Consider the following 24676-nt stretch of genomic DNA (forward strand, 5'->3'; position numbering starts at 1 on the left):
CGAGGAAGGGATGGTTAGGCATGCCATTGGAGAAGCCATGGCTCCGTCATTACCCGCAGGAAATTGACCCGACGTATGATTACCCGCGACAAAATGTCGCCCAATTCCTCATTGATGCAGCGCAAGAATATCCGACACGGCCTGCGCTCGAATTCATGGGGAAGCAGCTGAGCTATGAGCGGCTGCTTGAAGAATGCTGCCGATTCGCAAACGCGCTTGTGCGGCTTGGGATCGGCAGGCAAGAACGAGTGGCAATTATGCTGCCCAACTGTCCACAGACCGTTATTGCGTATTACGGTACGTTAATGGCTGGTTGCATAGCTGTACTGACGAATCCGCTTTATAAGGAGCGGGAACTGGCAATCCAGCTAGCCGATTCCGGTGCGGCTGCGATCATAACTCTTGATGTATTATATCCGCGTGTGCGTGCCGCTCAGGCACGCACAACGCTTCGGCACGCGATCATAACCTCAATTAAGGATTACTTGCCCTTTCCGAAAAACGTGCTGTTTGCCTTTAAGATGAAGAAAAATGTTCAGGCGGCAGGGATCACTTATGATGATCAGGTTCATGCCTTCGCTCCGCTGCTCAAAAGCGTTCCGCCAAAATTTATGTGCGCCGAGATCGATGGAGAACATGATCTGGCATTGCTGCAGTATACGGGAGGGACGACAAGCACCCCTAAAGGGGTGATGCTGACTCATCAGAACTTGGTTGCCAATACGATGCAATCAGCTTCATGGTTCTATAAGGTGAAGCGCGGAGAAGAAATCTTCTTGGGAGCGCTTCCATTTTTCCATGTGTTTGGAATGACCATTTTGATGAATCTGTGTACGTTATGCCGGGGGATGAACGTGCTTGTGCCGAAATTCGAACCCTCTGAGATGCTGCGCATTATTCATAAGCTGCGCCCGACCGTGTTCCCAGGGGCACCGACGATGTACATTTCGCTCATTAATCATCCTGACACGGATCGTTATGACCTATCTTCCATCCACACGTGCATTAGCGGTGCTGCTTCGCTGCCGCTTGAGGTGCAGGAGAAGTTCGAGGCGATAACAGGCTGCGTGCTTATCGAAGGGTACGGCTTGACGGAAGCATCGCCGATTACGCATGCGAACCTGCTCTGGGGCAAGCGCAAAAACGGCTCTATTGGCATTCCATTCCCCGATACGGAGGCGAAGATTGTTGATTCCTACACGGGAGAAGAGTTGCCACAGGGCGAGGTAGGGGAACTAGTTGTCCGCGGGCCACAAGTAATGAAGGGGTATTGGAACAAGCCGGAGGAGACCGTAACGGCGCTTCGGGATGGCTGGCTGTATACAGGGGATCTGGGCAGGCAGGATGAGGATGGCTTTTTCTCCATCATAGATCGAAAAAAAGATTTGATCATTGCCGGCGGGTTCAATATTTATCCGCGGGAAGTGGAGGAAGTGCTGTACGAGCATCCTTGCGTGAAAGAAGCCGTCGTAGTCGGTGTGCCCGACTCCTACCGAGGAGAGACGGTCAAGGCATATATTGTGACTCGCACAGGTACCCAAGTGACCCAAGAGGAGTTAAATGTCTGGTGCCGCGAGCGGATGGCCTCCTTCAAGGTACCGCGCCAATACGAATTTCGCAGTGAGCTGCCGAAGACGATTGCAGGCAAGGTGCTGCGCCGCATGCTTCTGGAAGAGGAAGAATTACTGGTGAAAAAGTAAAAAAGCAAAAAAAGCGAATAAGCAATTAAGCGAAAAGCAGTAGAACCACTAGCAGGCATAAGGTTGAATACGAAAGCGATCGGAGGCGGAGATTTTTATGGCAGAACAGGCCGCATCCCCAGTAGCTATTGCCAGTGAGCGACTTGATCAATTGTATGCGCAAGCGAAGGGAACCTTCTGGGATTACCTTGGCTGCGAGACGATAACGGCAGAGCCGGGGCATGTCGTTCTGAAACTTGATGCTGAACCCCATCATTTGAACGTCATTGGCATCGTTCATGGAGGGGTACTGTCCTCCCTATTGGATAACGCTATGGGATTGGCTACGATGCTGGCTCGTCCTGATGAACATACCGTTACGTCCAACTTGAACGTCAACTTCGTTGCGCCGCTGCATACCGGAGAAATTCGAGTTACGGCGGAAATCGTGCATGAAACGCGCCGTTCAATTACGTGCACAGGACGAGTAACGGATGCAGATGGCAAGCTCGGTTCCCTTGCGCTGGCGACATTCCGGGTGATATAACCATGTAATAGGTAACGGTAACTTCATAAAGCAAGCCCCTGTACCAATCGGTCAGGGGTTTTTGCATTGTTAGGCAGGTTAGGAGTGTTGGCGCAAATTTAGTGATGAGGAGAGACGGCACTCGGTACATCCGCAACTACGAATATCTCTTAGCCTAGTTCGATTAAGCGCAGGATAGTAAGGTTATGCTAGAAGGAGAGAATGCCTATCAGGCAGGGTAGAAGTAGGGCCTATACGGCGATAGAAGTGGAGAGGGGTCCGAAGTATGCTGGTTCGATTCGGATACGTGGCGATGTCCGTCACGGTGGCGAATGCTTCGCCGTCGCGCACGATGACATTCACATCATTTTGTAAACTGGAAGATCGTGCTGCGGCGTTGCGCAAGGCGGAACGCATAGCGGAAGAAAATTTGCATAATACATTGCGGCTCTTGAAGCACAATCGTGCGCATGACATTCAACTGTACCGCTTCTCTTCGAAGCTAATCCCGTTGGCTACACATCCCGAACTAAGCGACTGGGATCCATTCCCGGCCTTGCAGGAGGCATTTCAGGCAATTGGACAATATGTTAATGAGCATCATATGCGCGTGTCATTCCATCCCGATCACTTTACCGTCCTGAGTACGCCGCGCGAAGATGTGCTCATCAAGTCTGTAAAGGATCTGGAGCATCATGTTCGGATGTTCAAGGCCATGGGAGTGGATGCTCGTGCGAAGAACAACATTCATGTCGGCGGGGCATATGGAAATAAGAAGATCGCGGGAGAGCGATTCATAGAGAACTTCAAGACATTGTCTGAAGAGGTACAGAAGCGCATGACACTGGAGAACGACGACAAAACCTTCAATGCGGTAGAGACACTTCATATAAGCGAGCAGCTTGGTGTTCCGATGGTACTGGATATTCACCATCAGTGGGTGAATCATGAAGAGGAATCGTTGGATGAGCTGTGGCCGCGCATATTGAAGACATGGCAGACGCCATTTGGGCAGGCGGACGCAGCGCCGGACGATCCCCTCCCACCTAAAATCCATGTATCCAGTCCGAAGAGCGCTTCCGATATACGTGGCCATGCCGATTATGTGGAAGTGAAGCCCCTACTCGCCTTCCTCAGGGCGATTGCTCCCTATACGGAGCGCATCGATGTCATGCTGGAAGCGAAGCAGAAGGACGGGGCATTATTTCAATTGATGCGGGATCTTGTCCCTTATACGGCGGAAGGGGTTACGATTCTCGACCAAGCGAGCGTGCGAATTGATCCGTAGCTCTTAGCGATGAGATCCACTTGCTACTTGAAAATCAAGCAAAAATAGGATACGTTGAAAAAAGAGCTTTTCCGCAACAGCCAAAAGGGGCATGCATAGTTCATGAAACCAAATTTGATGATGCGAAATGGCGAGAGGAGGAAATTTAGCAATGTCTCAATTATTAGCAGGTAAAAATATCGTGGTTATGGGTGTCGCGAACGATCGCAGCATCGCATGGGCCATCGCGCAATCACTCGCCGCACAAGGGGCAAGATTGGCATTTACATACGAGAGCGAACGTGTAGAAGCGCGTGTACGCAAGTTGGCAGAGACGATTCCAAACGCCATCATTCTTCCGTGCAACGTTACAGTAGATGAAGAGATCGATCAATTGGCAGATAGACTTCGTGAAGAATTCGGTACACTGCATGGTCTTGTGCACAGTATCGCATTTGCGAAAACAGAAGAATTGACAGGACTGTATGCAGATACGTCCCGTGCAGGCTTTGCGCTTGCGCAAGACATCAGCGCATACTCTCTCGTAGCTGTAGCACAGCGCTTGCATCCGCTCATGACAGAAGGCGGAAGCATTATGACGATGACATACCTCGGCGCAGAACGCGCGATGAAGAACTACAATGTCATGGGTGTAGCGAAGGCTGCGCTTGAGGCTTCTGTTCGCTACTTGGCGGCAGATCTGGGACAGTTCAACATTCGCGTCAATGCGATCTCCGCAGGTCCGATCCGTACGCTTGCTGCGAAGGGCATCAGCGACTTCAACTCGATCTTGAAGCAGGTTGAAGAGAAGGCTCCACTGCGCCGCACGACAGACACGGCGGAAGTTGGCGATACTGCAATGTTCCTCATGAGCCACTTCTCACGCGGCATTACGGGTGAAGTGATCTACGTGGATAGCGGCTTCCACATTGTCGGCGTGTAACACTCGACTTCCATATCCGCCTTGCCTGGCAGCCGCCTGAATTGGTAGCTGCCTGCGGGCGGATTTTTATTTATCCGGGTGGCCGGGCAATCTCATCCCGCTCAGTAATAGGGACTTACTATGTGAGGAGAAAGTAGGAGCATCCAAATGGCAGCAACCATTGTATTTCTTGTTCTTATTGGCCTAATTGCAGCAACGTTCGGCAGTCTTGTCGGACTGGGCGGCGGTATTATCATCGTACCGGGGCTGATTTTTTTCGGGCCGCATTTGCTAGGAGAAGCGATATCCTCCCAGACAGCGGTGGGAACTTCATTAGCGGTGCTTATTTTTACAGCGCTTTCCTCCACACTTGCCTATATGAAGGTGAAGCGGGTGGATTGGCGAAGCGGTGCGATTTATTTTATAACGAGCGGGCCTGCTTCTATGCTGGGTGCGGCGTTAACGGAGTATTTCAAGGACAATGTATTTAACTTGGTGTTCGGGTTCTTCATGCTCGGGATGGCAATTCTGATGATCGTGAAGGAACGGTTGAAGCCGGTGAATATCACGTGGCGAGGCACACGTACGTATGTAGCTCCCTCTGGTCAAGCGACTGAATATGGATACAGTGTTGTGCCAATGCTGTTTATTGGATTTGCAGTCGGCTTCATCTCAGGGCTGTTCGGGATCGGGGGAGGATCGTTGTTCGTTCCGCTTATGGTGCTGTTATTTCGTTATCCGCCGCATGTCGCTTCAGCCACATCCATGTTTGTCATCTTTCTATCCTCCATTCTCGGAACTACGGTTCATGCCTGGAATGGATCGGTCGATTGGATGCTGGTAGCGGTATTGGCTCCAAGCGCTTGGATCGGCGGAAGATTAGGGGCCGCAATTGCGAATCGAATGTCTGGCAAAGGGCTGTTGCTTGTCCTCCGAATTACCCTGTTCGTACTGGCAATTCGCATGATTGTGAGTGGATTTGCAGGCTCATGAACATTTTACATAGGCTAGGGTATTCGAACGAAACTTATAACTGATTACTACGTATATTGGAAGAAAAGGAAGCAATTTTTAATAGAAAGTAGCGTGAAGCCTTGAATACTTCAGATAAAACTCCACACGTGGTCACCAGTAAAAGTTATACAGCGGTAGCGGTCAACTGTGCGGCTAAGACAGGTGAATGGATCAAGAGTAAATTAGGGCAGTACATATCGCTCAATATAAAATCATCTATGCACGATCTCGTTACCGAAATTGACAAAGGAGCCGAGCAGATGATTCGTCGTCTGCTGTTGACTCATTTTCCGCAGCATGCCGTTCTCGGTGAAGAATCGGTAGATCCTGGAAAGGATGCAGCCAAGCGGGCGTTGGAGAACGCACTGCAGGAGGAATATGTATGGATCATCGATCCGCTTGATGGTACCACGAACTATGTTCACGGGTTCCCATTCTACTCCGTTTCTATTGCTTTGGCGCATAAGGGAGAAGTCATTGTTGGGATTGTGTACGATCCGATGAGAGACGAACTATTCGTCGCAGAGAAGGGCAAGGGGGCCTATGTGCACGGAAGCCGAATGCAGGTGGCGCCTGAGCAGCAGCTTGGAGCCAGCTTGATTGCAAGCGGATTCCCCACGGAGCGCGAGCGTGCGCTGCCTGCGAATCTGGCGGGAATTACTGCACTTGCGCCGCAGGTTCGCAACATCCGTACCGCAGGTTCAGCTGCTCTCCATATGGCCTATGTGGCGGCAGGCCGCTTGACAGGGTTCTGGGAACTCAACCTGAATGCTTGGGATTTGGCGGCAGGAAGCTTGCTGATCACGGAATCTGGTGGCAAGGTGACAGATACGTATGGCAAGCCCTATCATTTGGGCGTGCGTGATGTCGTTGCTTCGAACGGACATATCCATGGCTCCTTCATTGAAGCGCTAAGAGATGCGAAAGCTCAAGGGTAGAGAATAGCATTCAAGCTCATACTAGTGGAAGCATATGTTTGAGGGAGGTGTTCCTGTGGCTGAACGGGACAAGGATTCACAAGAACGACTGGAAGCGGAGCTGCATGAGCGTCTGACGGCTGGGGAGATGGAGTCCGAAGAGCCAAGTGAGGCTGTGCGGCGGCGGATAGCGCCGCGGACCGAAATCCGTATTCAGACGACGCTGGATCCAATCGTGGAAGAGACGAATCGGTATCGCTCTATCGCTGAGGAAGTAGACGACCGTTATGACCAATATATGAAGCGCGCTAAGCGCGATGGAGAGTCCCGGACATAGTCCGGGATTTTTTTGTGTACCAAAACCATTGCCCGAAGTGAGTCATCTTACTATCGAAATTCATTTTGATGGAGGTTGTTGTTGAAATGACTTGCTTTTCGCAAGTGTATTTATTATCTATTTTTTTCATTTCTGTATAAAAAAACTATTTTAATGGGTTGTGCATCTTATTATCGAAATTGACTTCAAATGAAGGAGGAACGATAATCATGAGATCAAATAAAAAGCTGCTTGCAGCAATAACTGCATTCAGCATGCTCTTCGCTCCGCTCATTACAGCGTGGACAGATTTAGCTAAAGAGAGCACGAATAAGGGCATCAAAAGTAATGGGCAAGTGGAAATAGCGATAGCTGATCTGGACGCGCAAAAGGTCCAGAGGGCAATGAAACAACTAACAGGCAAGGAAGTCGAGTTGGAAGCTGCCTCGGAATCCAAAGGAACGACGTAATATCATATTTTCCGTTTCCAAAACTATTTAGGGCCTCCATGCATCATAGTGGTGACCGAAGGGGGAGGAACTATGGATCAGAAGATGCTGATTGTCCGCGCGCAGCAGGGCGATACACACAGCTTTGCACTAGCGGTACAGCAAATTCAAGACCGATCGTACCGAATCGCATATAGTTATCTACACGATGAGGCCGCCAGTATGGACGCAGTATGCGATGCTGTGGAGAAGGCCCTTATTCATATACAGAAATTGAAAGACCCCGAAAAATTCAACACTTGGTTCACTCGGATTGTCATCAATCAGTGCAAAACCTATTTGCGTAAAAATAAATCGATAGTCTACATAGAGGACGAAGAGGTTATGGGAGTCGCAAAGCGTCCGCCGACGGACGAAATGCTGGATTTTCAGGCTCTTATGGAGCAGCAGCCGCCAATGACGCGGATGCTCATCCAATTGAAGTATGTACAAGGATACACGCTAGAAGAAATTGCAGAGATGACGGATATGCCGCTGGGCACGGTTAAAACGAAAATATATAACACAATTAAGTTGTTTAAAAAGCAAATGATGCCAGAAATGAAGGAGGCTAGATGCTGATGGAATTTAGGGATGAGGAGATCGAAGCAATGTTCGCAAAATTGCCCGAAGTGCCTATTCCACCTAATCTGTCTCAACGGATTGCGGAGCGGATCGAAAATATGGATCGCCGCCGCTATCGGACGAAGATTGTACAGCGCAGCATAGGAACGGTTGCGGCCGGCGTTTTGCTGTTCTCTGGCTCGATCATGTTTGTGCCTTCCTTTGCCGCGTATGCGAAGCAAATCCCCGGACTGGAGGCCGCAGTCAAGTGGCTGGAGGGGGCGGGCAGCTTTATGGGTATCCGCAATGCCAAGGAGCATGGTTACATTCCGGTACAAACCTATCGTACGAAGTGGGGAGAGCGGGAAGTAAGCGTAGATAATTTGTATTTGGAAGATGATCGTCTGTTCGTTACGGTTACAATCAAGGGCGAGGATATTGCCGAGGCGCAGCGTTCCCGCCGATTGTATGACGAGTTCGAGGATTATACGGCTACGCTGCCTGAATTTGAAGAACACCGATTCTCGGATGGAAGCAATCATACGACTTCCTATCATATTGAATCCGAGGATGAGTCGCGTAAACAGGCTAAAGCAAAAGCGGATGGTATAGTTACTTGGACACATAACATTCCTTTGCTGCCAGAATACGTCGAACAGCTAAAACGAGAAGATAAGGATCGGAAAATAACGATCCGGCTGACAAAAATTAAGCGCAATAACGAATATAAAAATATTTACTCCGAATCAGAGGATATTCAGGTTCCGCTCGGAATCAACAATATAAAGCCAACCCGCATGGTTAATCTGGAGCGGACGGCAGAACCAGCAAACTCAATTGTGCAGCAGTTTGCTCTTAAGGATATTATGATCTCTCCAACCCGCATGCTGCTTGAGGCTCGAACTCGAATTCAAGATGAAGGAAAGGCAGATCTGCATCCGGGTGACGATTGGAATGAGATTGTCCGAGAGAATCTTATTCTGAAAGATGAAACCGGTAAAGTGTATCCGATTCGACAATCTTCAGGATTCAATGATTTGGTGAATGGGGTTAGCCGCAACCAGTGGGAGTTTGTCCCGTCTGTCTATTTCGAGAACAAGCCGAAGCGCATGACTCTGGAATTGAAGAGATTGTATGTGACTCAAGCCCGGCCCAATCATACGTTCCGTCTTCGCACGGATGATAAATATCCAAAGAAGATCCAATACCAGGGCAAGGATATAACGATATTAGGCACGGAGTATGATAATAAGGGAATCCTCCATCTCAAGGTTCAGCCAGATCAAGCGGGAAATAACCCGTTTCAGAGCGCATTCTTGACGTATGAGCCCTATTACTTGAAGCTTCAGGAATCAAGCTCGAATGAGCTTTGGAAGCAATATGACTTGAAGCTGGATACACCGGAGACGAGAGCTATTCCATTGGTGGGCAAGCAACTATACGAAAAATATGAAAGAAATATTACGTTCAGTTGGGTATTGGGAACGATTTTTGAGGATAAGGATAAATGGGGACAGGAGAAGACCAAGCAAGATGTTTATGATATTGCGATTATGGCCCCGAAACTGGACGAATATGAGATATCGTTACGAAGATACAATGAGCCGGTAGAGGTCAATCAAAAGATTGAGTTTACGATCCCGCCGCTCGCAGAAGAGCATGATCAGGTAGGCAGCTTGATGGAGCCGAAGCATGGCAAGACGGTGAACGATCTTGAATCTTCCTTATTGAAGCGTATTAAGCAGGCAGTACGAGAAGTTGCCGGCCGTGACATTGAGTTGAATGGTGTCGAGGAATACCGTGGATCGTCTTATCATGATGTTACCGTTTATAGCAAGGATAACAAGAGCTATGCCGCTCTTGATGTGAAGCGTGGAACTTTCGATGTGAGCATCTCTATGAACTACGCTGAGCTGCCAGATAAGATGAAGCGGATTGTTGAAGCACAAACAGGACTGGACGGAAATCAGCTGGCTGCCCGTATTCAGGAAATTACTCGTGCAAAGACAAGGGTAGATCGGGATGTGCATACCTGGATGAAAGGAAAAGATATCGACATCGAGATGGAGGGAGAACGAGTCCTCAGCATGTCTTATGACATTCCGGTGGATCAAGTAAGTGCTAAGGCGCTTGAGTCGGCGAAGAAAGCTTCCCTCATCGTGAGAGGGAAAGTAACTCCGATGGCGTATGCGAGCCGTACTTATCACTATGACAGCCTTACTGGTATTGCGAAGGATGATTACCATTTAGAGGCTCAGAAGCATGACTTGTCTATGCAGGTAGGCTATCACTCTGGACGCATACTGTCAGTTTCAGATTCTGATATTTTGGAAACGGGGACAGATGCAACCGAGGCCCTCTTCGACCAATTCTCGAATAAGCAGGTACTCGACGCAGCGGCGCCAGACGTGAAAAAGCTGTTCGGGATTGATTTAAACGGGTATTCAGTTGAGCGATATAACGGTCAAAACTGGTATATATTTAAAAAGGAAGGCAGCTTGACGATTGAAGGGCAAATGAATCGTTATTTGAAGTTCTATTATATGGATATTGTTGGTATGAACGATATAAATTTAAATTAGACAAGAGAAAAAAAGGTTAGAAAAGCTGACCCGCGAAGCAGAATTCGCTTTGTGGGTCAGCTTTCTGTGTTCATAGGGGTAGTCAGGCATGTAGAAAAAGAAATCCTAATTGTAGAGCTCCCTGCGTACATATCAAAAAGGTGGTGTTTAGGTACAGCCGACATGAGCTATTACGGGCCAGGTTTCTTAGTTGGAGCGGGGGGATGCGGTTGATTGGCTTTCTCATATGGGTGTTAAGCTGGGTGTGCTTGTTTTGGATATGGGGCGAGGCATCAGCGCGCAAGGGGAAGCAGATTGGGTGTCTATGGGCGCTCGTTGTCTTCCTGCTTGGCCCGGTAGGGATAATCCTCTACCTCATTTTGCGTAATTATGATTAGGGAGAGTTTGTCTAAGAATCATGGGAGCAAAGTTTGAATACGGCCAGAAAGAAAAGGAACTGACTCTCTGCATAACTGGATGCAGTGAGGACAGTTCCTTTTGTGCTAACGGTGCGCCTATGTTGCTTGTGCAGTTGGCGCTGTCTTCGTATAGGTGATCGCTTGGCTGCCCATTTGCTCCCATCCACGCTTGAAGGCGGCGCGCGTGATACGATCGCGGCGACCAAGCGGATCATGCACGTATACATATTGCTCGTCATAGCCGATCACGAGCAAGGAGTGCTCATAGTAGGTCACTTGGATTGGCCCATCAGCAGTATTCCACGTTACCCAAGCGTTAGCGGGAACAGAATCGTACAGTGTCGTATGGATTACCCATACTGGCGTTCCTTGTCCAACCGTCCATAACAGATGATCCAGGGAGGTGCCGGTCATATCAATGATTCGTCCCGGCAAATACTTCTCCGCAACCGCTGCTATCGGCTCATGATACACCCCGAGACCAGGATTGGCGAACGTGTACATATCACCGACGAATCCGCGATGCGGATTGCCGAAATAAATGCCGCCATTCTTCTTCTCATAAGGCGTTGTATCTTTACGGATATTCTTCGCAAGCTCCATCTTGTCTACCTTCTGACCTGCGGATTGCAAGAGCATAGCAAGCGCAGTCACTTCACAGCCGCGCGGCAGCTCAGGGAGCTGCAAAATAAGCGGTGCTCCATTCAAGCGGATCGATTTCGGCGCAGGCTTCTTCGGATCCCACATCACATGCTGACCGCGGTAGGTGACTCTGCGTCCGGGAACCTGCTTCGCGTAATTGACAGCATCCTCCCAGCTATGGAACAACGCTGCATAGCTGGTTCCCATCTTGACTGCATACGAACCGAAGGCATCGTAGGCTAGATAGGAGGACAATTCCTCTCTCCACTCGTTCCACTTCTCTTGTTTAGGCGCTTTCTGTGTCGTGGTCAGCGCGATAACGCCGTCGCTGCTGTAAATATGCCGACCAAACGCTTTACTAGCCGGTCGAAGCGGGACGTAGGTAACTCCGTCCTTCTGGACAGGTAATGTGTTGACAGAGACTGCGGATTTGCTGCCGGATGGGGTCGCGATACTAACCTTGCCTGCCTCGAGCGAATACGTAATCTTTGCGTCGTCTCTTGATAACGTAAGGGTGCGGCCACTCTTATCGACAGCCAGCTCTGCGTCAAGCTTGTCCGCCAAGAAGCGGGCAGGTACAAGTGTCTCTCCCTTCTCTTGATAAGGAGCAGCCTTCGGCTCGGACTCTGCAAGCGGCACCAGATAGCGGCCTACCCTTGCAGTGTTGCTGTACAGCAACAGAACAATGTCATCCGAAGGCGGCCCGAAGGAGAAGGATAGGGAACCTTCCTTGAGCTTAGAGAGAATAAAATTTTGAAAGGGAAATGCACATAAAGCTAGCAATATAAGAAACAGCAGCCATCGATTCAGCTGCCTGACGATTCGCGGCAAAGTTTATACCCTCCTCAGACATACTCCCTTCTTATATCGGCAATGTACCGAGGTTTCATTAGGTACTAAATTTTTTACCCCATTTATCCAATAAATGAACCTTTTATAGAAGATAGTTGTTAATCTAGTAGTGCATGTTCAAGGGGAGCAGCAACTAGCGATGTGTAGGAAAGGTGGAGAACCTGTTGACGGACAGGGAATTTTTCGAACGATACAACAGAGATGTATACAGGACCTGCTACTATATGCTGCGCAATGCCTCGGATGCGGAAGACGTCTGCCAGGAGGTGTTTATGAAGGCGCTCACGTCGGGATGGGAGCAGGTGGAGTTTCTCAAGACGTGGCTCATGCGAATTACGGTCAATCATTGCCTGAATCACTTGCGCAGGAGTAAGTCGAGATGGATGAAGGAGAAGATGCTGCTCTTGTTCCAACGGGAGCAGGTGGAGCCTTCAGTCCTAACTGTAGTCGAACAAAAGGAATCGGAGGACGAGTGGAAGCGGCGCCTCGCGAAGCTGCCTGACAAAATCCGCATCGTCATCACCCTGAGGTATACGAATGATCTGCCGCTTGCCGACATCGCGGAGATTCTGGATATTCCGGTGGGGACCGTGAAATCCCGGTTGAACCGGGGATTGAAGATGATGAGAGTCATATTGGACGAGCTGGACGATGATTTGAAGCTGCCGGATGAGCAATCAGTCAAGCGGAACAGCAGCTTGGGAAGAAAGGAAGGTGAGGAACTTGGAGAAAAAAACAAACGAAGTAACGAATCTTTCTCAGCAGCTGGGCGATGATGGCAGCCATTCCTACCCGGACTTCGAGGCGATGTGGATGCGGATTGAGGCGGCCAGAAATGAGCAGGACGAACAAGGAACGTTTGCCGCTTCGTTACAGAAGAAGCCGTTGTTCCGCGGGCGCAGGTTGGCTGTGCTGTCAGTGGCTGCGTTTGTGCTGTTGGCTACTCCAGTGCTCGCCTATATTACCGGGAAGTGGGAATTTAATAATCTTAAAGGTGTGGAATCAGCGATCCAACAGGGATTCGGGCAGCCGATCAATAAGAAGGTCACGAATAGCGGCGTCACATTCACTATCGATACAGCGGTGTCCGACGATAATGGAACCACGCTGTTATACAGCTTGAATACAGGGGATAAGCAGGAGCGCAAATGGATGTTCGACCAATTTGAATTCAAAGACGATAAAGGAAATTCCATTGCGCGCATGGATCTGGTGCAGATGATGAAGATGAAATGGGATAATGGCCTCTATTGGCATAATTGGAATGAAGAAAGCCGAACCTACAACGGCTTCTTCGATACGTCTTGGACGGTTCCCGGCAAGGAAGCGAATGTGCAATTGTCTGCGCGCGGGCTGCAGGCGTTCGACTATGTTCGTGTACCAATCGATTTGGATCCGCGCAAGGCAGAGGTGCAGACTTTTCCGATTCATGATGGTGGGATTGAGGAATTGAAGGTACAGTTCGTGAAAGACGGACAAGGGCAAGCACTCCTCAAATATTCTGTTTCTTACACGGATGATTCGAATTTCAACATCGTTGGCCCTCAAATTGTGGTGAAAAAGGAAGGGGGAATGGTAATTCGATCAGGTGATAAGGCGAATAGAATGATCCCGATTGAGGGGCATCTAGAATGGGGTGTACAAGAAGGCTATAGCTCGGACGAACTGCTTCAGGGCGGCAATTCATTCGAATTTGTGTATGGCGTGAAGGGAAGCCATATCGAGGGAGAATGGGATATCGACATGTTCACCTTGAACAAGGAGAAGGCGCTGCAGGCATCAGTGACCCGGGAATTAAATATTCCGCTCCACACGTCGCAAGGAGATTCGATCCTCCGCAAGCTGATTATCAGACCGACAGCGATAAAATTGGAAGTAGAGAATAAGAAAGTATTCGAGGAAATTCCATACCGAGAAGTTTCGTTGCTCGTGAACGGACGTAAGCTTGAAGGCTGGGAGATGATACTGGAATATGCCAATACTTCGCTCTATGGATATCGGCAAGCCTTCACGTTTCCGGCAAGGCCCGACTTACGTTTGACCGCGGACACGCCGGTAGAATTGTTGTTGGAACGTGAGATCGAGAAGATAAAGGACTATAAGAAGCCAATCAAGTTGACAGCTATTTCAGATGAAAAGAAAGAAACGCTTGTGAACGTAGAGGGTTATCCGGTCAAAGTAACCTACTATACCAAAAACGGTGACCTGTATGTCGAGAACGAGAGCGAGGATCTAAAGTTCAGCGGCGTTTCTCAGACGTATATGAAACAGGGAGACGAGCGAAAATTCGGGGAAGCCCTGTTTTTCAAATGGGAGGAGAACTGGCTCGATTGGGAGAAATCCAACAAGTACGTAAACGTCTATCGCGGATTTAAGGGACATGAAACAGAGATTTACTTGTTCGAGTTCTTCATTCGACATTGGGATCGGAATATGAAAATAAAGCTGCAATAGGATGAACGATGCTGTCCTCGTCAGGATATGACGTGAGGGCAGCATTTTTTTGCATTCCTTCCAAATTAGTGAACCTAAATGAGGGCGGCTGTGTTAATTAGCATAGAGGCTTGCGCCTAGGGGATCCCATAAAACGCTATCGTGCGGCCTGAATAACAACCAATATCGCTTGAATAAGAGGGGAGAATAACCTATGAAAAATAAGATGAAAGTAACAATCGCTACACTTTGCAGCATTCTGATGCTAGGTTCCATGAGCGCTGCTGTACAGGCAGCATCGTCACAATCAATCAGCAGCATTACGCTCAAAACGGCAGCAGCCAAAGCGCCGACTGATGCAGAAAAAAAGAAAATGTTCGAAGCAGAGAAGAAAAAGATATTTCAAATCAAAAAAAATCCGGGGGATTTCTATGTTCTATATGTCAGTGATAAAAAACTGAATGGCGGAAGTGAGTTTTTATATTCTTCGGAGTTCCCCAAGTTCACAAAATATGAAGACTACAAGAACTGGACAACTAAATTGAAGGGAGCAGTTATTCAGGAGCCAGAAGGGATGCCAGAAGGATATAAATTCGTAAATGGAGTAATCCAAAATCCGTATACACAGTTCAATGCGCAAGTGAAGGCGGAAGCCAAAGGCAAAGTGGTGTATTCCAAAAAGATAGAATGGGATGAAGCGGGAATGATCAGGCTGGAATATGCCAATGGCAAAAACAAATTGGTGCTGAGTCTGAGAAAGATAGAAAACGGAGAGGAAAAGAAATCTAAAGAAGGATTCCAGTTTAAGTCTGCCGACGAGAAGGCCAAAGAAAATGCTAAACAGCCAAAGAATGAAATCCTTCAAGACATCAATAATTCACTGTCATGGACAGAAAAAGGAGTAAGCTGCACGATTTCCACAAATCCCGAGAATCCTTTGACGAAGGAAGAGATGATCAAGCTTGCGAAAACGATGATTAAAAAATAGTTCAGGAGAGGAGCATTACCCATGAAAAACACAAAGAAAGTAACAATCGCTACCCTTTGCAGCATTCTGCTGCTAGGTTCCATGAGCGCTGCTGTACAGGCAGCATCATCGCAATCAATCAATAGCATTACGCTCAAAACGGCGGCAGCCAAGGCTCCAACTGATGCAGAGAAAAAGCAAATGATCGAAGCGGAGAAGGCAAGGATAGTAAAGCTCAAAAAAAATCCTGGTGATGTTTATCTCGTGTATGTCAGCGATAAGAAGCTGAATGGCGATAGTGAGTTTTTATACTATGTGGAATTCCCAACATTTCAGAAATACGAAGACTACGAGAAATGGACTTCTAAATTGAAGGGAGCAATTGTGCAGGAGCCAGAAGGGATGCCAGAAGGATATACCTTTGTTAAAGGAGTAATCCAAAGTCCGTTCAGCAAAAAATTCGAGGCACAAGTGAAGGCTGAAGCCAAAGGCAAAGTAGTATATTCCAAAAAGATGGAATGGACGGAAGCGGGAGAGATCAAACTGGAGTACAAAAAAGGAAAAGATAATATCATTCTCCAAATGCAGACGGTTCATACCGAAGAAAAGGAAGCTAAAGGATACACATACGAATCCGCAGATAGCTTACATACTGATCGGAATCAAGTTACCTGGTCGGAGAACGGAAAGGTATTTTTCCTCTCCGTAAATTCTGGAAATCCATTGACGGAGGAAGATTTAATGGAGCTTGCGAAAACGATGATTAAAAAATGATACTATGCTGAATCCGGCAAAGCATTATACGGACGAGCAGTGAAGAAGGCGCAAGTGAAGCTGGAATTTTGCCCGCAAAGACAAGTAAAACAGAAACAGCCATAGTCGTTTCCCCCGGCTATGGCTGTTTGTTTGCTTAGGTTAGATATCTTAATCTTGTTTATTCAGCATATGGAATACTTGCTCGAGGTTCTTGTCTCCGCTGGACGACGACTTGAAGGGGCCAGAAGAACATTTAAATCAGAAGAACTTGGGAGGAAAGGAAGGTGGGGGATCTGGAGAAAAGAATAAACGGAATAACAAAACTTTTTCAGCAGCTGGGCGATGAAGGCAACCATTCCTACCCGGACTTCGAGGCGATGTGGATGTGGATCGAGGCGGCTAGGAACGAGCAAGGCGATCGAAGGATCTCTGCCGCTTCGTTACAGATGAGGCCGTTGTTCCACGGACGCCGGTTGGCCGTGTTGTCAGTGGCTGTGTTTGTGTTGTTGGCTACTCCGGTGCTCGCCTATATTACCGAGAAGTGGGATTTTAATAATCATCAAGGTGTGGAATCAGCGATCCAACATGGATTCGGGCAGCCGATAAATAAGAAGGTTACGAATAGCAGCGTCACATTCGCCATTGATACGGCGGTATCCGACGATAATGGTACCACGCTGTTATACAGCCTGAATACAGGGGATAGGCAGGAACGAAAGTGGATATTCGATCAATTCGATTTCAAAGACAGTAAAGGAAACTTCATTGCACACCTGGATGATGTGCAGAAGATGCAAATGCACTGGGGAAAAGGCTACTATTCGCATGCATGGGATGAAGAAACCCAAACCTACAACGGCTTTTTCGAAACGCCTTGGACGGTGCCCGGCAATGAGACGGATATGCAATTGTCTGTGCGCGGGCTGCAGGCATATGACTACGTTCACGTTCCGATTGCTCTGGATCCGAGCAAGACAGAAGTACAGACCTTTCCGATTCATGGCGGCGGGATCAAGGGAATTGAAGGTGCAGTTCGTGAAAGGCAGGAAAGAGCAAGTACTGCTCAAATACTCCGTGTCGTATACGAATGATTCGAATTTTAACATCGTTGGCCCTCAAATCGTAGTAAAAAAGGGTGGGAAAAAGGTAGATCGAACGGGCTATAAGATGACTGAATATATTGAGATTGAAGGGCATCCGGAATGGGGCGCGCAAGAAGGCTATAACCTGGGTGAACTACTGCAGGGCAGCAACTCATTCGAATTTGTGTATGGCGTGAAGGGAAGCTATATTGAGGGAGAATGGAATATCGGCATATTCACCTTGAACAAGGAGAAGGCGCTGCAGGCATCAGTGACCCGGGAAATGAACATTCCGATCCGCTCGGCACAAGGGGGATCGATCCTCCGAAAGCTGATCATCAGACCGACAGCCATGAAATTAGAAGTGGATAATAAGAACGGATTTAGCGGACTTCCGTACAAGTCGGTTTCGTTGCTGGTGAACGGTCGTAAGCTGGAAGGAGAAGAAACATGGGATTATGCCAATTCTCCGTTAGGTGCTTACAGGAAAGTGTATACATTCTCGACACCCCTTGATTTGCGACTGACCGTAGACGTGCCGGTAGAATTGCTGCTGGAACATGAGTTCGAGGAGATAAGAGACTACAACAAGCCGATCAAGTTGACTCACATTACAGAGCAAAAGAAAGAAACGATTGTGAACGTAGAGGGTTATCCGGTAAAAGTGACCTACTATATGAAAGACGGTGACCTGTATGTCGAGAACGAGAGCGAGAATCTAGAGTACAGCGGCGCTTCTCAGACATACATAAAACAGGGGAATGAGAGGATATACGGGAAAGTCCTATTTTACCAATGGGAGAAGAACTGGGTCGATTGGAGGAACTCCAACAAATTCATGAACATCTATCGCGGATTTAAGGGAACCGAAACGGAGCTTTGCTTGTTTAGTTTCGATATTCGACATTGGGATCGGAATTTGAAAATTAAACTGCAATAGGATGAACGATGCTGTCCACGTCATGATATGACGTGAGGCAGCATTTTTTTTCATTCCTTCCAAATTAGTGAACCTAAATGAGGGCGGTTGTGTTAATTAGGATAGAGGCTTGCGCCTAAGGGATCCCAAAACACGATAGTGTGGCCTGACTAACATCCAATATCGTTTGAATTAGAGAGGAGCATTACCCATGAAAAACACAAAGAAAGTAACAATCGCTACACTTTGCAGCATTCTGCTGCTAGGTTCCATGAGTGCTGCTGTACAGGCAGCATCGTCGCAATCATTCAACAGCATTACGCTCAAGACGGCAGCAGCCAAAGCTCCGACTGATGCAGAGAAAAAGAAAATGATCGAAGCGGAGAAGGCAAGGATAGTACAGATCAAAAAAAATCCTGGAGATGTGTATCTCGTGTATGTCAGCGATAAGAAGCTGAATGGCGGAAGTGAGTTTCTATACTATACAAATTTCCCGACATTCACCAATTATGAAGACTACGAAAAATATAGTTCTACATTAAAAGGGCCTATCATACAGGAGCCAGAGGGCATGCCGGAGGGATATGCCTTTGTCAAAGGAGAAATCCAGAATTCAATCGATTATAAGAAATTAGAGGCACAAGTGAAGGCTGAAGCCAAAGGCAAAGTGGTGTATTCCAAAAAGATAGAATCGCCAGAGGTGGGAGAGATCAAGCTGGAGTACGCCAAAGGAAATGATAAGTTGTTCATGCAAATCTTCACGATAGATCGCAATCTAGAAAAGGATGCCAAAGACGAAGGGTTCAAGTACAAATCTGCTGACGAATATGATGCAGAAACAAAGAAGAAGAATCCTCAATTCGTTAGAAATTCGGTGTCATGGACGGAGAAAGGGGTAAGATTCACCATTGCCACGAATCCCGGCAATCCATTGACGAAGGAAGAGCTGATCGAGCTCGCGAAAACGATGATCAAGAAATGATAGGGATTAAGGCCGACAGAAGCTGCAGGTACGGGTTGCCTGCGGCTTGGATACGGAAGCAAAGGAGAATGATAGGCGAGATGCGATGGGGTTCGTGGTTGAAGCAAGGTGTGATTCTAGTAAGCATTATGGCTCTGGTGAGTGGATGCTTCGGATCGAAGCCTGTGCTGGAGGAGCTTGGTAAGGATGGCCGCGGCAAATTAAAGGTGCTTTACTCTAATGAGGGCGATTTCTTTCGAGACTACGGAAATGTATTTACGCTCAAATTTCCGAATATCGACATCGAAGTGGTCGAGACCAATGGATTATACCAGCAGATGCAAATCCAAAAAGGTGTTGATTATGGGACGCTATTAACGAAGCTGATCGATGAACAGCAGCCAGATGTGTTGACTCTATCAGCTCCCGAGTATGAAGAATACGCATTGGGCGGCAAATTATATAATCTAGATTCGATCATCAAGCAGGAGCAATTCGATCTGGAAGGGTTCATGCCAGGTTTGATTGATATGGTGAGAGAGCAGGGAGGAGGCGCACTATTTGGCCTGCCGCCGTTTTTCTATACGGATGTACTCTACTATAATGCCGATTTATTCAAAGCGAATGCGATAGATCTGCCCAAAGGCGGCATGACTTGGAAAGATCTGTTTGATCTGGCTGCGCGCTTCGAAGATGCGGGAATGCCGGGGCTATATGCTGGCTATGAGAACGCGGTTGGGATGCTGAAACGCATAGCGGACACATGGGGCCTGCAGGAATTCGATGCCAAGGGGGAGCATATTCTGCTCGAATCCGAGAGTTGGAAGCAGGCCTATCAAATGATGACGGATGCAATACGTACCCGCGCACTGCAGGTTCAGAAATCGGATGCGATGTTTCTTCCTTCGTCCAACAATCTCTTCCTGCAAGGCAACGCGGCCATGACCTTTGGCAGCTCAGGCTTTATTAGTGAGTTTAGCGATCCGCAGAACAAGAAGGCAAGCAAGATGAATTGGGGCATGGTTCCTGTCCCTATTGATCCCTCCCACCCAAATGAAACGACAAGTGCAAGGCTCTATGAGTATTTTTCCATTAACGAGCATTCGAGCAATAAGCGGGCCGCCTGGGAATTTGTAAAGTACGTCAACGGACCGAAGATGGCGAAGGCAAGCTCTTCCATCTACTATAAGCTGCCGACGCGAACCGGATTCGTCAAGTCGATTCAGGGCAAGAGTACAGAAGCTTTCTATGCCTTGCAAATAAAAAATATGAAATACGAGTCGGCGATAAAGCGGGTTCCTAATGAATTCTACAGTGCATATTCTCCTTTGCGGGAGGAAGCATTGAAGGCCATCATTGACAAAGAGAAAACCGTGGATGAGGCCTTGACAGAACTACAGCAGAAGGCACAGGCAGCGCTTCAGAAGGTGCGCCAAGACAAAGTGAAATAAAAGAGATCGATGAATAGGCGTGTAAAGGGGAAGTGAAGTGAAGAAATGAGGCGAACCGGAAAACGAAAAGCGGCTGTACTGATTCTGCTCAGCATCGTCCTGGTCATAAGCGGATGCTTCGGGAGTAAACCAGATGGGCTTGGCGGTGAAGGCAACGGGAAGCTGAAGGTGTATTATCCCTATGTGGAGGACTTCCACAACAAGTACGGCCAGTTATTTAAAAGCCAGTACCCGGACATTGAAATTGAGATCATCCAGGCGGGGAATGAAGGAGAAGACGCATCGGACAAATTAAGCGAGAAGGATAAGCTGCAGCGTATGATGGAGCGTCAGAAGCCGGATGTCCTTGTTCTCAATCTGGATGAGTACGAGCATTTATCCAGCATGGGCAAGCTGTATGATTTGGAATCGGTTATCAAGCAGGAGCAATTCGATTTGGAGGGTTATATGCCCGGTCTGATCGACATGCTGCGAGAGAAGGGGAACGGTTCTCTACTTGGGCTTGCTCCTACGCTCAGGGCTGGGTACTTATACTACAATGCGGATATGTTTCAGGAGAAACGTATTGATCTGCCGGTGAACAAAATGCAGTGGAAGGATCTCTTTGAATTGTCTGCAAGATTCCATAACGGAAGGACGGATGAAGATGCTTCCTATGGATTGATAGATAATCAAGCTTCTGATGTATTGCGGGAAGTCGCGGATACGATGGATTTGCAGCTGTTCGATACGGAAGGCAAGAAGGTGCTGCTGCAGTCCGAAGGCTGGAAGCAAGCATTTCAGTTAACGGTCGATGCGATCCGGAAAAAGGCGGTATCCGTTCGTTCGCCGGAGCAGAGCGGCGATCCGGGATCGCGTTATATATTAGCCATGAACAAATTCGTTAACGGGGAATCCCCGATGATTCTCAATGATTCGTCCTTTGCAGCACACATTGGCGGGTCTTCTTCCAAGATAAATTGGGGCATGGTAACCGTCCCGATCAATCCGGCGCACGCAGATGAGTCCGACAGAATCTCTGCCACGCAAATATTCGCCATTGCCGCCGATTCGGCAAATAAACATGATGCTTGGGAGCTCGTCAAGTTCATGAACGGCACAGGAATGGCGAAAATCATATCCCGTTCAGGAAGAAGTGATTTACCAGCGCGGACGGGATATATCCCGAGAAGCTTGGAAAGAGGCGCTGAATCCATTTATATGCTGAAGCCATCGAAGCATCATACGAACGAGCAGTGGAAGAAGAACATTCCAGACAGCTTCTATCAGGTGTATGAGCCGCTGCTGAATGAAGCGCTGCATGCGGTGGCCGGAGATAAGATGACATTGGAACAGGCGATTGCGGATCTGGAGCAGCAGGCGCAAGCGAAGCTGGATCTTGCCCGCAAGGACAAATAAAGCAATAAACAGCCATAGCCGTAGCGAACGGACTATGGCTGTTTGTTTGCGTAGGATAGGTATCCTACCTTAGTCTTACTTATTCAGCATATGGAATACTTGCTCGACGTCTTTATCCCCGCGACCGGAGATGTTGACGATGATGATCTGCTCTTCTCCAAGCGTTGGCGCGAGCTTCAAGGTATGAGCAACCGCGTGTGCGCTCTCAAGTGCAGGAATAATGCCTTCTGTCTTCGACAGCACTTGGAAGGCTTCAAGCACTTCTTCATTCGTTACCGTCACATATTCCGCGCGTCCGGACTCTTTCAAGTGGCTGTGCTCCGGTCCGATACCCGGGTAATCCAAGCCTGCTGCGATGGAGTAGGTTGGAGCAGGATTACCTTCCTCGTCCAAGAGAACAAGACATTTGAAGCCGTGCAGTACACCAGGAACTCCCTTAGTTAAGGATGGCGCTTGATCCGGCTCAACACCGATTAGACGTACAGATCGCTCCTCAATATAATGGGAGAAAGCGCCGATTGCATTACTGCCGCCACCAACACAGGCGATAACGGCATCAGGGAGACGGCCTTCTTTCTCCACAATTTGACGCTTCGATTCTTCGCTAATAATCGATTGGAAATGCTTCACGATAGACGGGAACGGGTGTGGCCCGACAGCAGAACCTAACAGATAGAACGTAGACGCATAGTTTTCCACCAGATCATCCAGTGCTACATCCACCGCATCCTTCAGTCGTCCTTGCCCCTTCGAGACCGACACGACCTTGGCTCCAAGCAATTCCATACGGAACACATTCAATGCCTGACGGCGAATATCTTCTGCCCCCATATAAATGATGCACTCCATACCGAACATGGCACATACCGTTGCTGTCGCAACACCGTGCTGGCCTGCCCCTGTTTCCGCGATGATGCGGTGTGCGCCCATGCGCTTAGCAAGCAGAATCTGCCCGAGTACGTTGTTGATTTTATGGGAACCGGTGTGATTCAAATCCTCGCGCTTCAAATAAATCTTGGCGCCGCCGAGCTTCTCTGTCAGATGCTTCGCATAGGTGAGCGGATTGTCACGACCTACGTATTCGCGTGCGTACATATTGTATTCTTGGATAAATTCCGGGTCGTCCTTGTACTTGTAGAAAGCTTCTGCGAGACGCTCCAATACCCCTTGCAATTGGGGCGGTACATAGCTTCCTCCGAACTGCCCGAATCTGCCTTGCTCTGTTGATACGGTCATGTGAATACCCCCTCGGTTCCAATGATTAGCAATAATTTGTCCATATTTTAGCGCACTATCGGGTTAAAGTCTAACATTATTTCTGGTGCATTAGCTTCTTATAGACATGAAAAAGGGTATAAAGTTCAGGAGGTGTGTCCGAATCTTAGATGATGTGCGTCATATTATTGGAACATGAATGACTTAATGATATAATCAATATGATGAAAACGTTGTCTTTCGATTTGCGTTTTCGATTTTCGTAAGCGCGATCATAAGTTGGCATATGGGGGATCTCCTCTGAACGAGACAGATAAAGTCAGGCTTGAGAAGGTGAGGGAGAAACATGAAATTGTTAGGCGCTATTGAAGGCGGAGGCACGAAGTTTGTCGTTGCTGTCGGTACCGAAGATGGACAAATTCAGCAAATCGAATCGTTCCCGACGACGACACCGGAAGAGACGATGGATCGTACGTTTGCGTTCTTTAAAGATAAAGGGGTTAGCAGTATTGGCTTCGGTTCCTTTGGACCGGTTGATTTGAATCCGAACAGTCCCACATACGGACATATTGCAAAGACACCTAAGCCGCATTGGAGCGGATATGATGTAGTCGGACATTTGAAGCGTCATCTTAATGTCCCTGTCGGCTTCGACACGGATGTAAATGGAGCGGCACTCGGTGAAGCAACATTCGGCGCGGCTAAAGGATTGAACAGTTGCTTGTACATTACAGTAGGTACAGGCATTGGTGCTGGTGCTGTCGTGGAAGGCAAGCTGGTACACGGTCTGCTTCATCCAGAGATGGGTCATATTATGGTGAAGCGCCATCCAGAAGATACGTATGAGGGCAAGTGCCCATACCACAAGGATTGCCTTGAGGGTCTTGCTGCAGGTCCGGCAATCGAAGCGCGCTGGGGTGTGAAGGCGTACGAGTTAGGCGAAGACCATAAGGCTTGGGAGCTTCAGACCTTCTATTTGGCACAAGCGCTCATGAACTACATTTTGACGATTTCTCCAGAGAAAATCATTCTGGGTGGCGGCGTTTCCAAGCAATTGCACTTGTTCCCACGCATTCGCGAGCAAGTGAAGACATTGTTGAACGGATATGTTCAGCATCCTGCCATCTTGGAAGTGAACGAGGATTACATCGTGCCTCCAGCGTTGCAGGATCGTGCGGGTATTACAGGCGCATTGGCGCTTGCTGTACAAGCACTACAATAGAGAGCCACAGGAGCGATTCCCTGGACATAAAAAGAAACCGTTCTTTGCTACATGGATGCAGGATCAGCCATTTGGTGAAAGGAACGGTTTCTTTGTGTTTGCGAG

At 48.2% G+C, this 24676-nt stretch carries 23 protein-coding genes; 21 read left to right on the plus strand and 2 right to left on the minus strand.

Going from position 1 to position 24676, the window contains the following annotated elements; genetic code table 11:
• Positions 1–20 precede the first annotated feature (20 nt).
• The 11 genes from M3661_RS14180 (at position 21) to M3661_RS14230 (ending at position 10652) form a co-directional block, all read left to right on the plus strand.
• Positions 21–1700, plus strand: a complete 1680-nt coding sequence (locus M3661_RS14180; RefSeq protein ID WP_251486071.1) for a long-chain-fatty-acid--CoA ligase — start codon at positions 21–23, stop codon at positions 1698–1700.
• Positions 1701–1797: 97 nt separating this feature from the next.
• Entirely contained in the window at positions 1798–2226 is a 429-nt protein-coding gene (locus tag M3661_RS14185) for a PaaI family thioesterase (RefSeq protein WP_021252281.1), read from the plus strand.
• Between the two features lie 265 nt (positions 2227–2491).
• Positions 2492–3493, plus strand: a complete 1002-nt coding sequence (gene uvsE / locus M3661_RS14190) for a UV DNA damage repair endonuclease UvsE (RefSeq protein WP_021252280.1) — start codon at positions 2492–2494, stop codon at positions 3491–3493.
• Positions 3494–3644: 151 nt separating this feature from the next.
• A complete protein-coding gene (fabI, locus tag M3661_RS14195; RefSeq protein WP_021252279.1) occupies positions 3645–4415 on the plus strand; it encodes an enoyl-ACP reductase FabI in 771 nt (256 codons plus the stop codon).
• A 147-nt stretch (positions 4416–4562) separates the two neighbouring features.
• Positions 4563–5387 (plus strand): sulfite exporter TauE/SafE family protein, encoded by an 825-nt coding sequence (locus tag M3661_RS14200; protein ID WP_251486073.1) that lies wholly within the window; start codon positions 4563–4565, stop codon positions 5385–5387.
• Positions 5388–5488: 101 nt separating this feature from the next.
• Positions 5489–6346, plus strand: a complete 858-nt coding sequence (locus M3661_RS14205) for an inositol monophosphatase family protein (RefSeq protein WP_072730553.1) — start codon at positions 5489–5491, stop codon at positions 6344–6346.
• Positions 6347–6380: 34 nt separating this feature from the next.
• Positions 6381–6662, plus strand: coding sequence for a hypothetical protein (locus M3661_RS14210; RefSeq protein ID WP_142545389.1), 282 nt, complete (start codon positions 6381–6383; stop codon positions 6660–6662).
• Between the two features lie 209 nt (positions 6663–6871).
• Positions 6872–7111, plus strand: coding sequence for a hypothetical protein (locus M3661_RS14215; RefSeq protein ID WP_251486074.1), 240 nt, complete (start codon positions 6872–6874; stop codon positions 7109–7111).
• 72 nt (positions 7112–7183) lie between these two features.
• On the plus strand, positions 7184–7711 hold the full coding sequence (locus M3661_RS14220) for an RNA polymerase sigma factor (protein WP_005543265.1): 528 nt from the start codon (positions 7184–7186) through the stop codon (positions 7709–7711).
• A complete protein-coding gene (locus M3661_RS14225; protein ID WP_251486076.1) occupies positions 7711–10275 on the plus strand; it encodes a DUF4179 domain-containing protein in 2565 nt (854 codons plus the stop codon). Before M3661_RS14220 ends, M3661_RS14225 begins: the two co-directional genes overlap by 1 nt.
• Positions 10276–10478: 203 nt before the next feature.
• Positions 10479–10652, plus strand: coding sequence for a hypothetical protein (locus M3661_RS14230; RefSeq protein ID WP_251486079.1), 174 nt, complete (start codon positions 10479–10481; stop codon positions 10650–10652).
• Between the two features lie 117 nt (positions 10653–10769).
• Here the strand turns inward: M3661_RS14230 and M3661_RS14235 are convergent, their stop codons facing one another.
• Positions 10770–12146 carry a C39 family peptidase gene (locus M3661_RS14235; protein WP_065293682.1) on the minus strand — a complete coding sequence of 459 codons (1377 nt, stop codon included), beginning with the start codon at positions 12144–12146 and terminating at the stop codon, positions 10770–10772.
• A 185-nt stretch (positions 12147–12331) separates the two neighbouring features.
• Between M3661_RS14235 and M3661_RS14240 the strand changes: the two genes are divergently transcribed.
• From M3661_RS14240 to M3661_RS14280, 9 genes are all read left to right on the plus strand, one after another.
• A complete protein-coding gene (locus M3661_RS14240) occupies positions 12332–12943 on the plus strand; it encodes an RNA polymerase sigma factor (RefSeq protein WP_251486082.1) in 612 nt (203 codons plus the stop codon).
• Positions 12882–14621 carry a DUF4179 domain-containing protein gene (locus M3661_RS14245; RefSeq protein WP_251486084.1) on the plus strand — a complete coding sequence of 580 codons (1740 nt, stop codon included), beginning with the start codon at positions 12882–12884 and terminating at the stop codon, positions 14619–14621. The genes M3661_RS14240 and M3661_RS14245 overlap by 62 nt, the downstream gene beginning before the upstream one ends.
• A gap of 193 nt (positions 14622–14814) precedes the next feature.
• Positions 14815–15588 (plus strand): hypothetical protein, encoded by a 774-nt coding sequence (locus M3661_RS14250; RefSeq protein ID WP_251486086.1) that lies wholly within the window; start codon positions 14815–14817, stop codon positions 15586–15588.
• A gap of 21 nt (positions 15589–15609) precedes the next feature.
• Complete coding sequence (locus M3661_RS14255) at positions 15610–16341, plus strand: hypothetical protein (RefSeq protein WP_251486088.1); 732 nt, start codon at positions 15610–15612, stop codon at positions 16339–16341.
• 266 nt (positions 16342–16607) lie between these two features.
• Positions 16608–17414: a DUF4179 domain-containing protein gene (locus M3661_RS14260; protein WP_251486090.1), complete on the plus strand. Its 807-nt coding sequence runs from the start codon at positions 16608–16610 to the stop codon at positions 17412–17414.
• Positions 17359–18345 carry a hypothetical protein gene (locus tag M3661_RS14265; protein WP_251486092.1) on the plus strand — a complete coding sequence of 329 codons (987 nt, stop codon included), beginning with the start codon at positions 17359–17361 and terminating at the stop codon, positions 18343–18345. Before M3661_RS14260 ends, M3661_RS14265 begins: the two co-directional genes overlap by 56 nt.
• Positions 18346–18535: 190 nt before the next feature.
• Positions 18536–19306 carry a hypothetical protein gene (locus M3661_RS14270; RefSeq protein WP_251486094.1) on the plus strand — a complete coding sequence of 257 codons (771 nt, stop codon included), beginning with the start codon at positions 18536–18538 and terminating at the stop codon, positions 19304–19306.
• A gap of 80 nt (positions 19307–19386) precedes the next feature.
• Positions 19387–20736 (plus strand): ABC transporter substrate-binding protein, encoded by a 1350-nt coding sequence (locus M3661_RS14275; protein WP_251486097.1) that lies wholly within the window; start codon positions 19387–19389, stop codon positions 20734–20736.
• A 45-nt stretch (positions 20737–20781) separates the two neighbouring features.
• Positions 20782–22134, plus strand: a complete 1353-nt coding sequence (locus M3661_RS14280) for an ABC transporter substrate-binding protein (RefSeq protein ID WP_251486100.1) — start codon at positions 20782–20784, stop codon at positions 22132–22134.
• A 75-nt stretch (positions 22135–22209) separates the two neighbouring features.
• On the opposite strand, the gene trpB is transcribed toward M3661_RS14280, so the two are convergent.
• Positions 22210–23370, minus strand: a complete 1161-nt coding sequence (gene trpB / locus M3661_RS14285) for a tryptophan synthase subunit beta (protein ID WP_251486102.1) — start codon at positions 23368–23370, stop codon at positions 22210–22212.
• Positions 23371–23695: 325 nt separating this feature from the next.
• Here trpB and M3661_RS14290 point away from each other — a divergent pair, with 325 nt between their 5' ends.
• Positions 23696–24571 carry an ROK family protein gene (locus M3661_RS14290; RefSeq protein ID WP_285853031.1) on the plus strand — a complete coding sequence of 292 codons (876 nt, stop codon included), beginning with the start codon at positions 23696–23698 and terminating at the stop codon, positions 24569–24571.
• Positions 24572–24676: the final 105 nt, after the last annotated feature.

It is taken from the genome of Paenibacillus sp. MER 180 (genome assembly GCF_023713665.1).
GTDB classification, from domain to species: domain Bacteria; phylum Bacillota; class Bacilli; order Paenibacillales; family Paenibacillaceae; genus Paenibacillus_B; species Paenibacillus_B suaedae.

Bases quoted from the DNA above. Each gene is read 5' to 3' on its own strand.
- M3661_RS14185 (WP_021252281.1), top strand. From the start codon at position 1,798: ATGGCAGAACAGGCCGCATCCCCAGTAGCTATTGCCAGTGAGCGACTT.
- M3661_RS14230 (WP_251486079.1), top strand. From the start codon at position 10,479: ATGCGGTTGATTGGCTTTCTCATATGGGTGTTAAGCTGGGTGTGCTTG.
- M3661_RS14255 (WP_251486088.1), top strand. From the start codon at position 15,610: ATGAAAAACACAAAGAAAGTAACAATCGCTACCCTTTGCAGCATTCTG.
- fabI (WP_021252279.1), top strand. From the start codon at position 3,645: ATGTCTCAATTATTAGCAGGTAAAAATATCGTGGTTATGGGTGTCGCG.
- M3661_RS14275 (WP_251486097.1), top strand. From the start codon at position 19,387: ATGCGATGGGGTTCGTGGTTGAAGCAAGGTGTGATTCTAGTAAGCATT.
- M3661_RS14250 (WP_251486086.1), top strand. From the start codon at position 14,815: ATGAAAAATAAGATGAAAGTAACAATCGCTACACTTTGCAGCATTCTG.
- M3661_RS14225 (WP_251486076.1), top strand. From the start codon at position 7,711: ATGGAATTTAGGGATGAGGAGATCGAAGCAATGTTCGCAAAATTGCCC.
- M3661_RS14290 (WP_285853031.1), top strand. From the start codon at position 23,696: ATGAAATTGTTAGGCGCTATTGAAGGCGGAGGCACGAAGTTTGTCGTT.
- M3661_RS14220 (WP_005543265.1), top strand. From the start codon at position 7,184: ATGGATCAGAAGATGCTGATTGTCCGCGCGCAGCAGGGCGATACACAC.
- M3661_RS14215 (WP_251486074.1), top strand. From the start codon at position 6,872: ATGAGATCAAATAAAAAGCTGCTTGCAGCAATAACTGCATTCAGCATG.
- M3661_RS14280 (WP_251486100.1), top strand. From the start codon at position 20,782: ATGAGGCGAACCGGAAAACGAAAAGCGGCTGTACTGATTCTGCTCAGC.
- M3661_RS14200 (WP_251486073.1), top strand. From the start codon at position 4,563: ATGGCAGCAACCATTGTATTTCTTGTTCTTATTGGCCTAATTGCAGCA.
- M3661_RS14270 (WP_251486094.1), top strand. From the start codon at position 18,536: ATGAAAAACACAAAGAAAGTAACAATCGCTACACTTTGCAGCATTCTG.
- uvsE (WP_021252280.1), top strand. From the start codon at position 2,492: ATGCTGGTTCGATTCGGATACGTGGCGATGTCCGTCACGGTGGCGAAT.
- M3661_RS14210 (WP_142545389.1), top strand. From the start codon at position 6,381: ATGTTTGAGGGAGGTGTTCCTGTGGCTGAACGGGACAAGGATTCACAA.
- M3661_RS14180 (WP_251486071.1), top strand. From the start codon at position 21: ATGCCATTGGAGAAGCCATGGCTCCGTCATTACCCGCAGGAAATTGAC.
- trpB (WP_251486102.1), bottom strand. From the start codon at position 23,370: ATGACCGTATCAACAGAGCAAGGCAGATTCGGGCAGTTCGGAGGAAGC.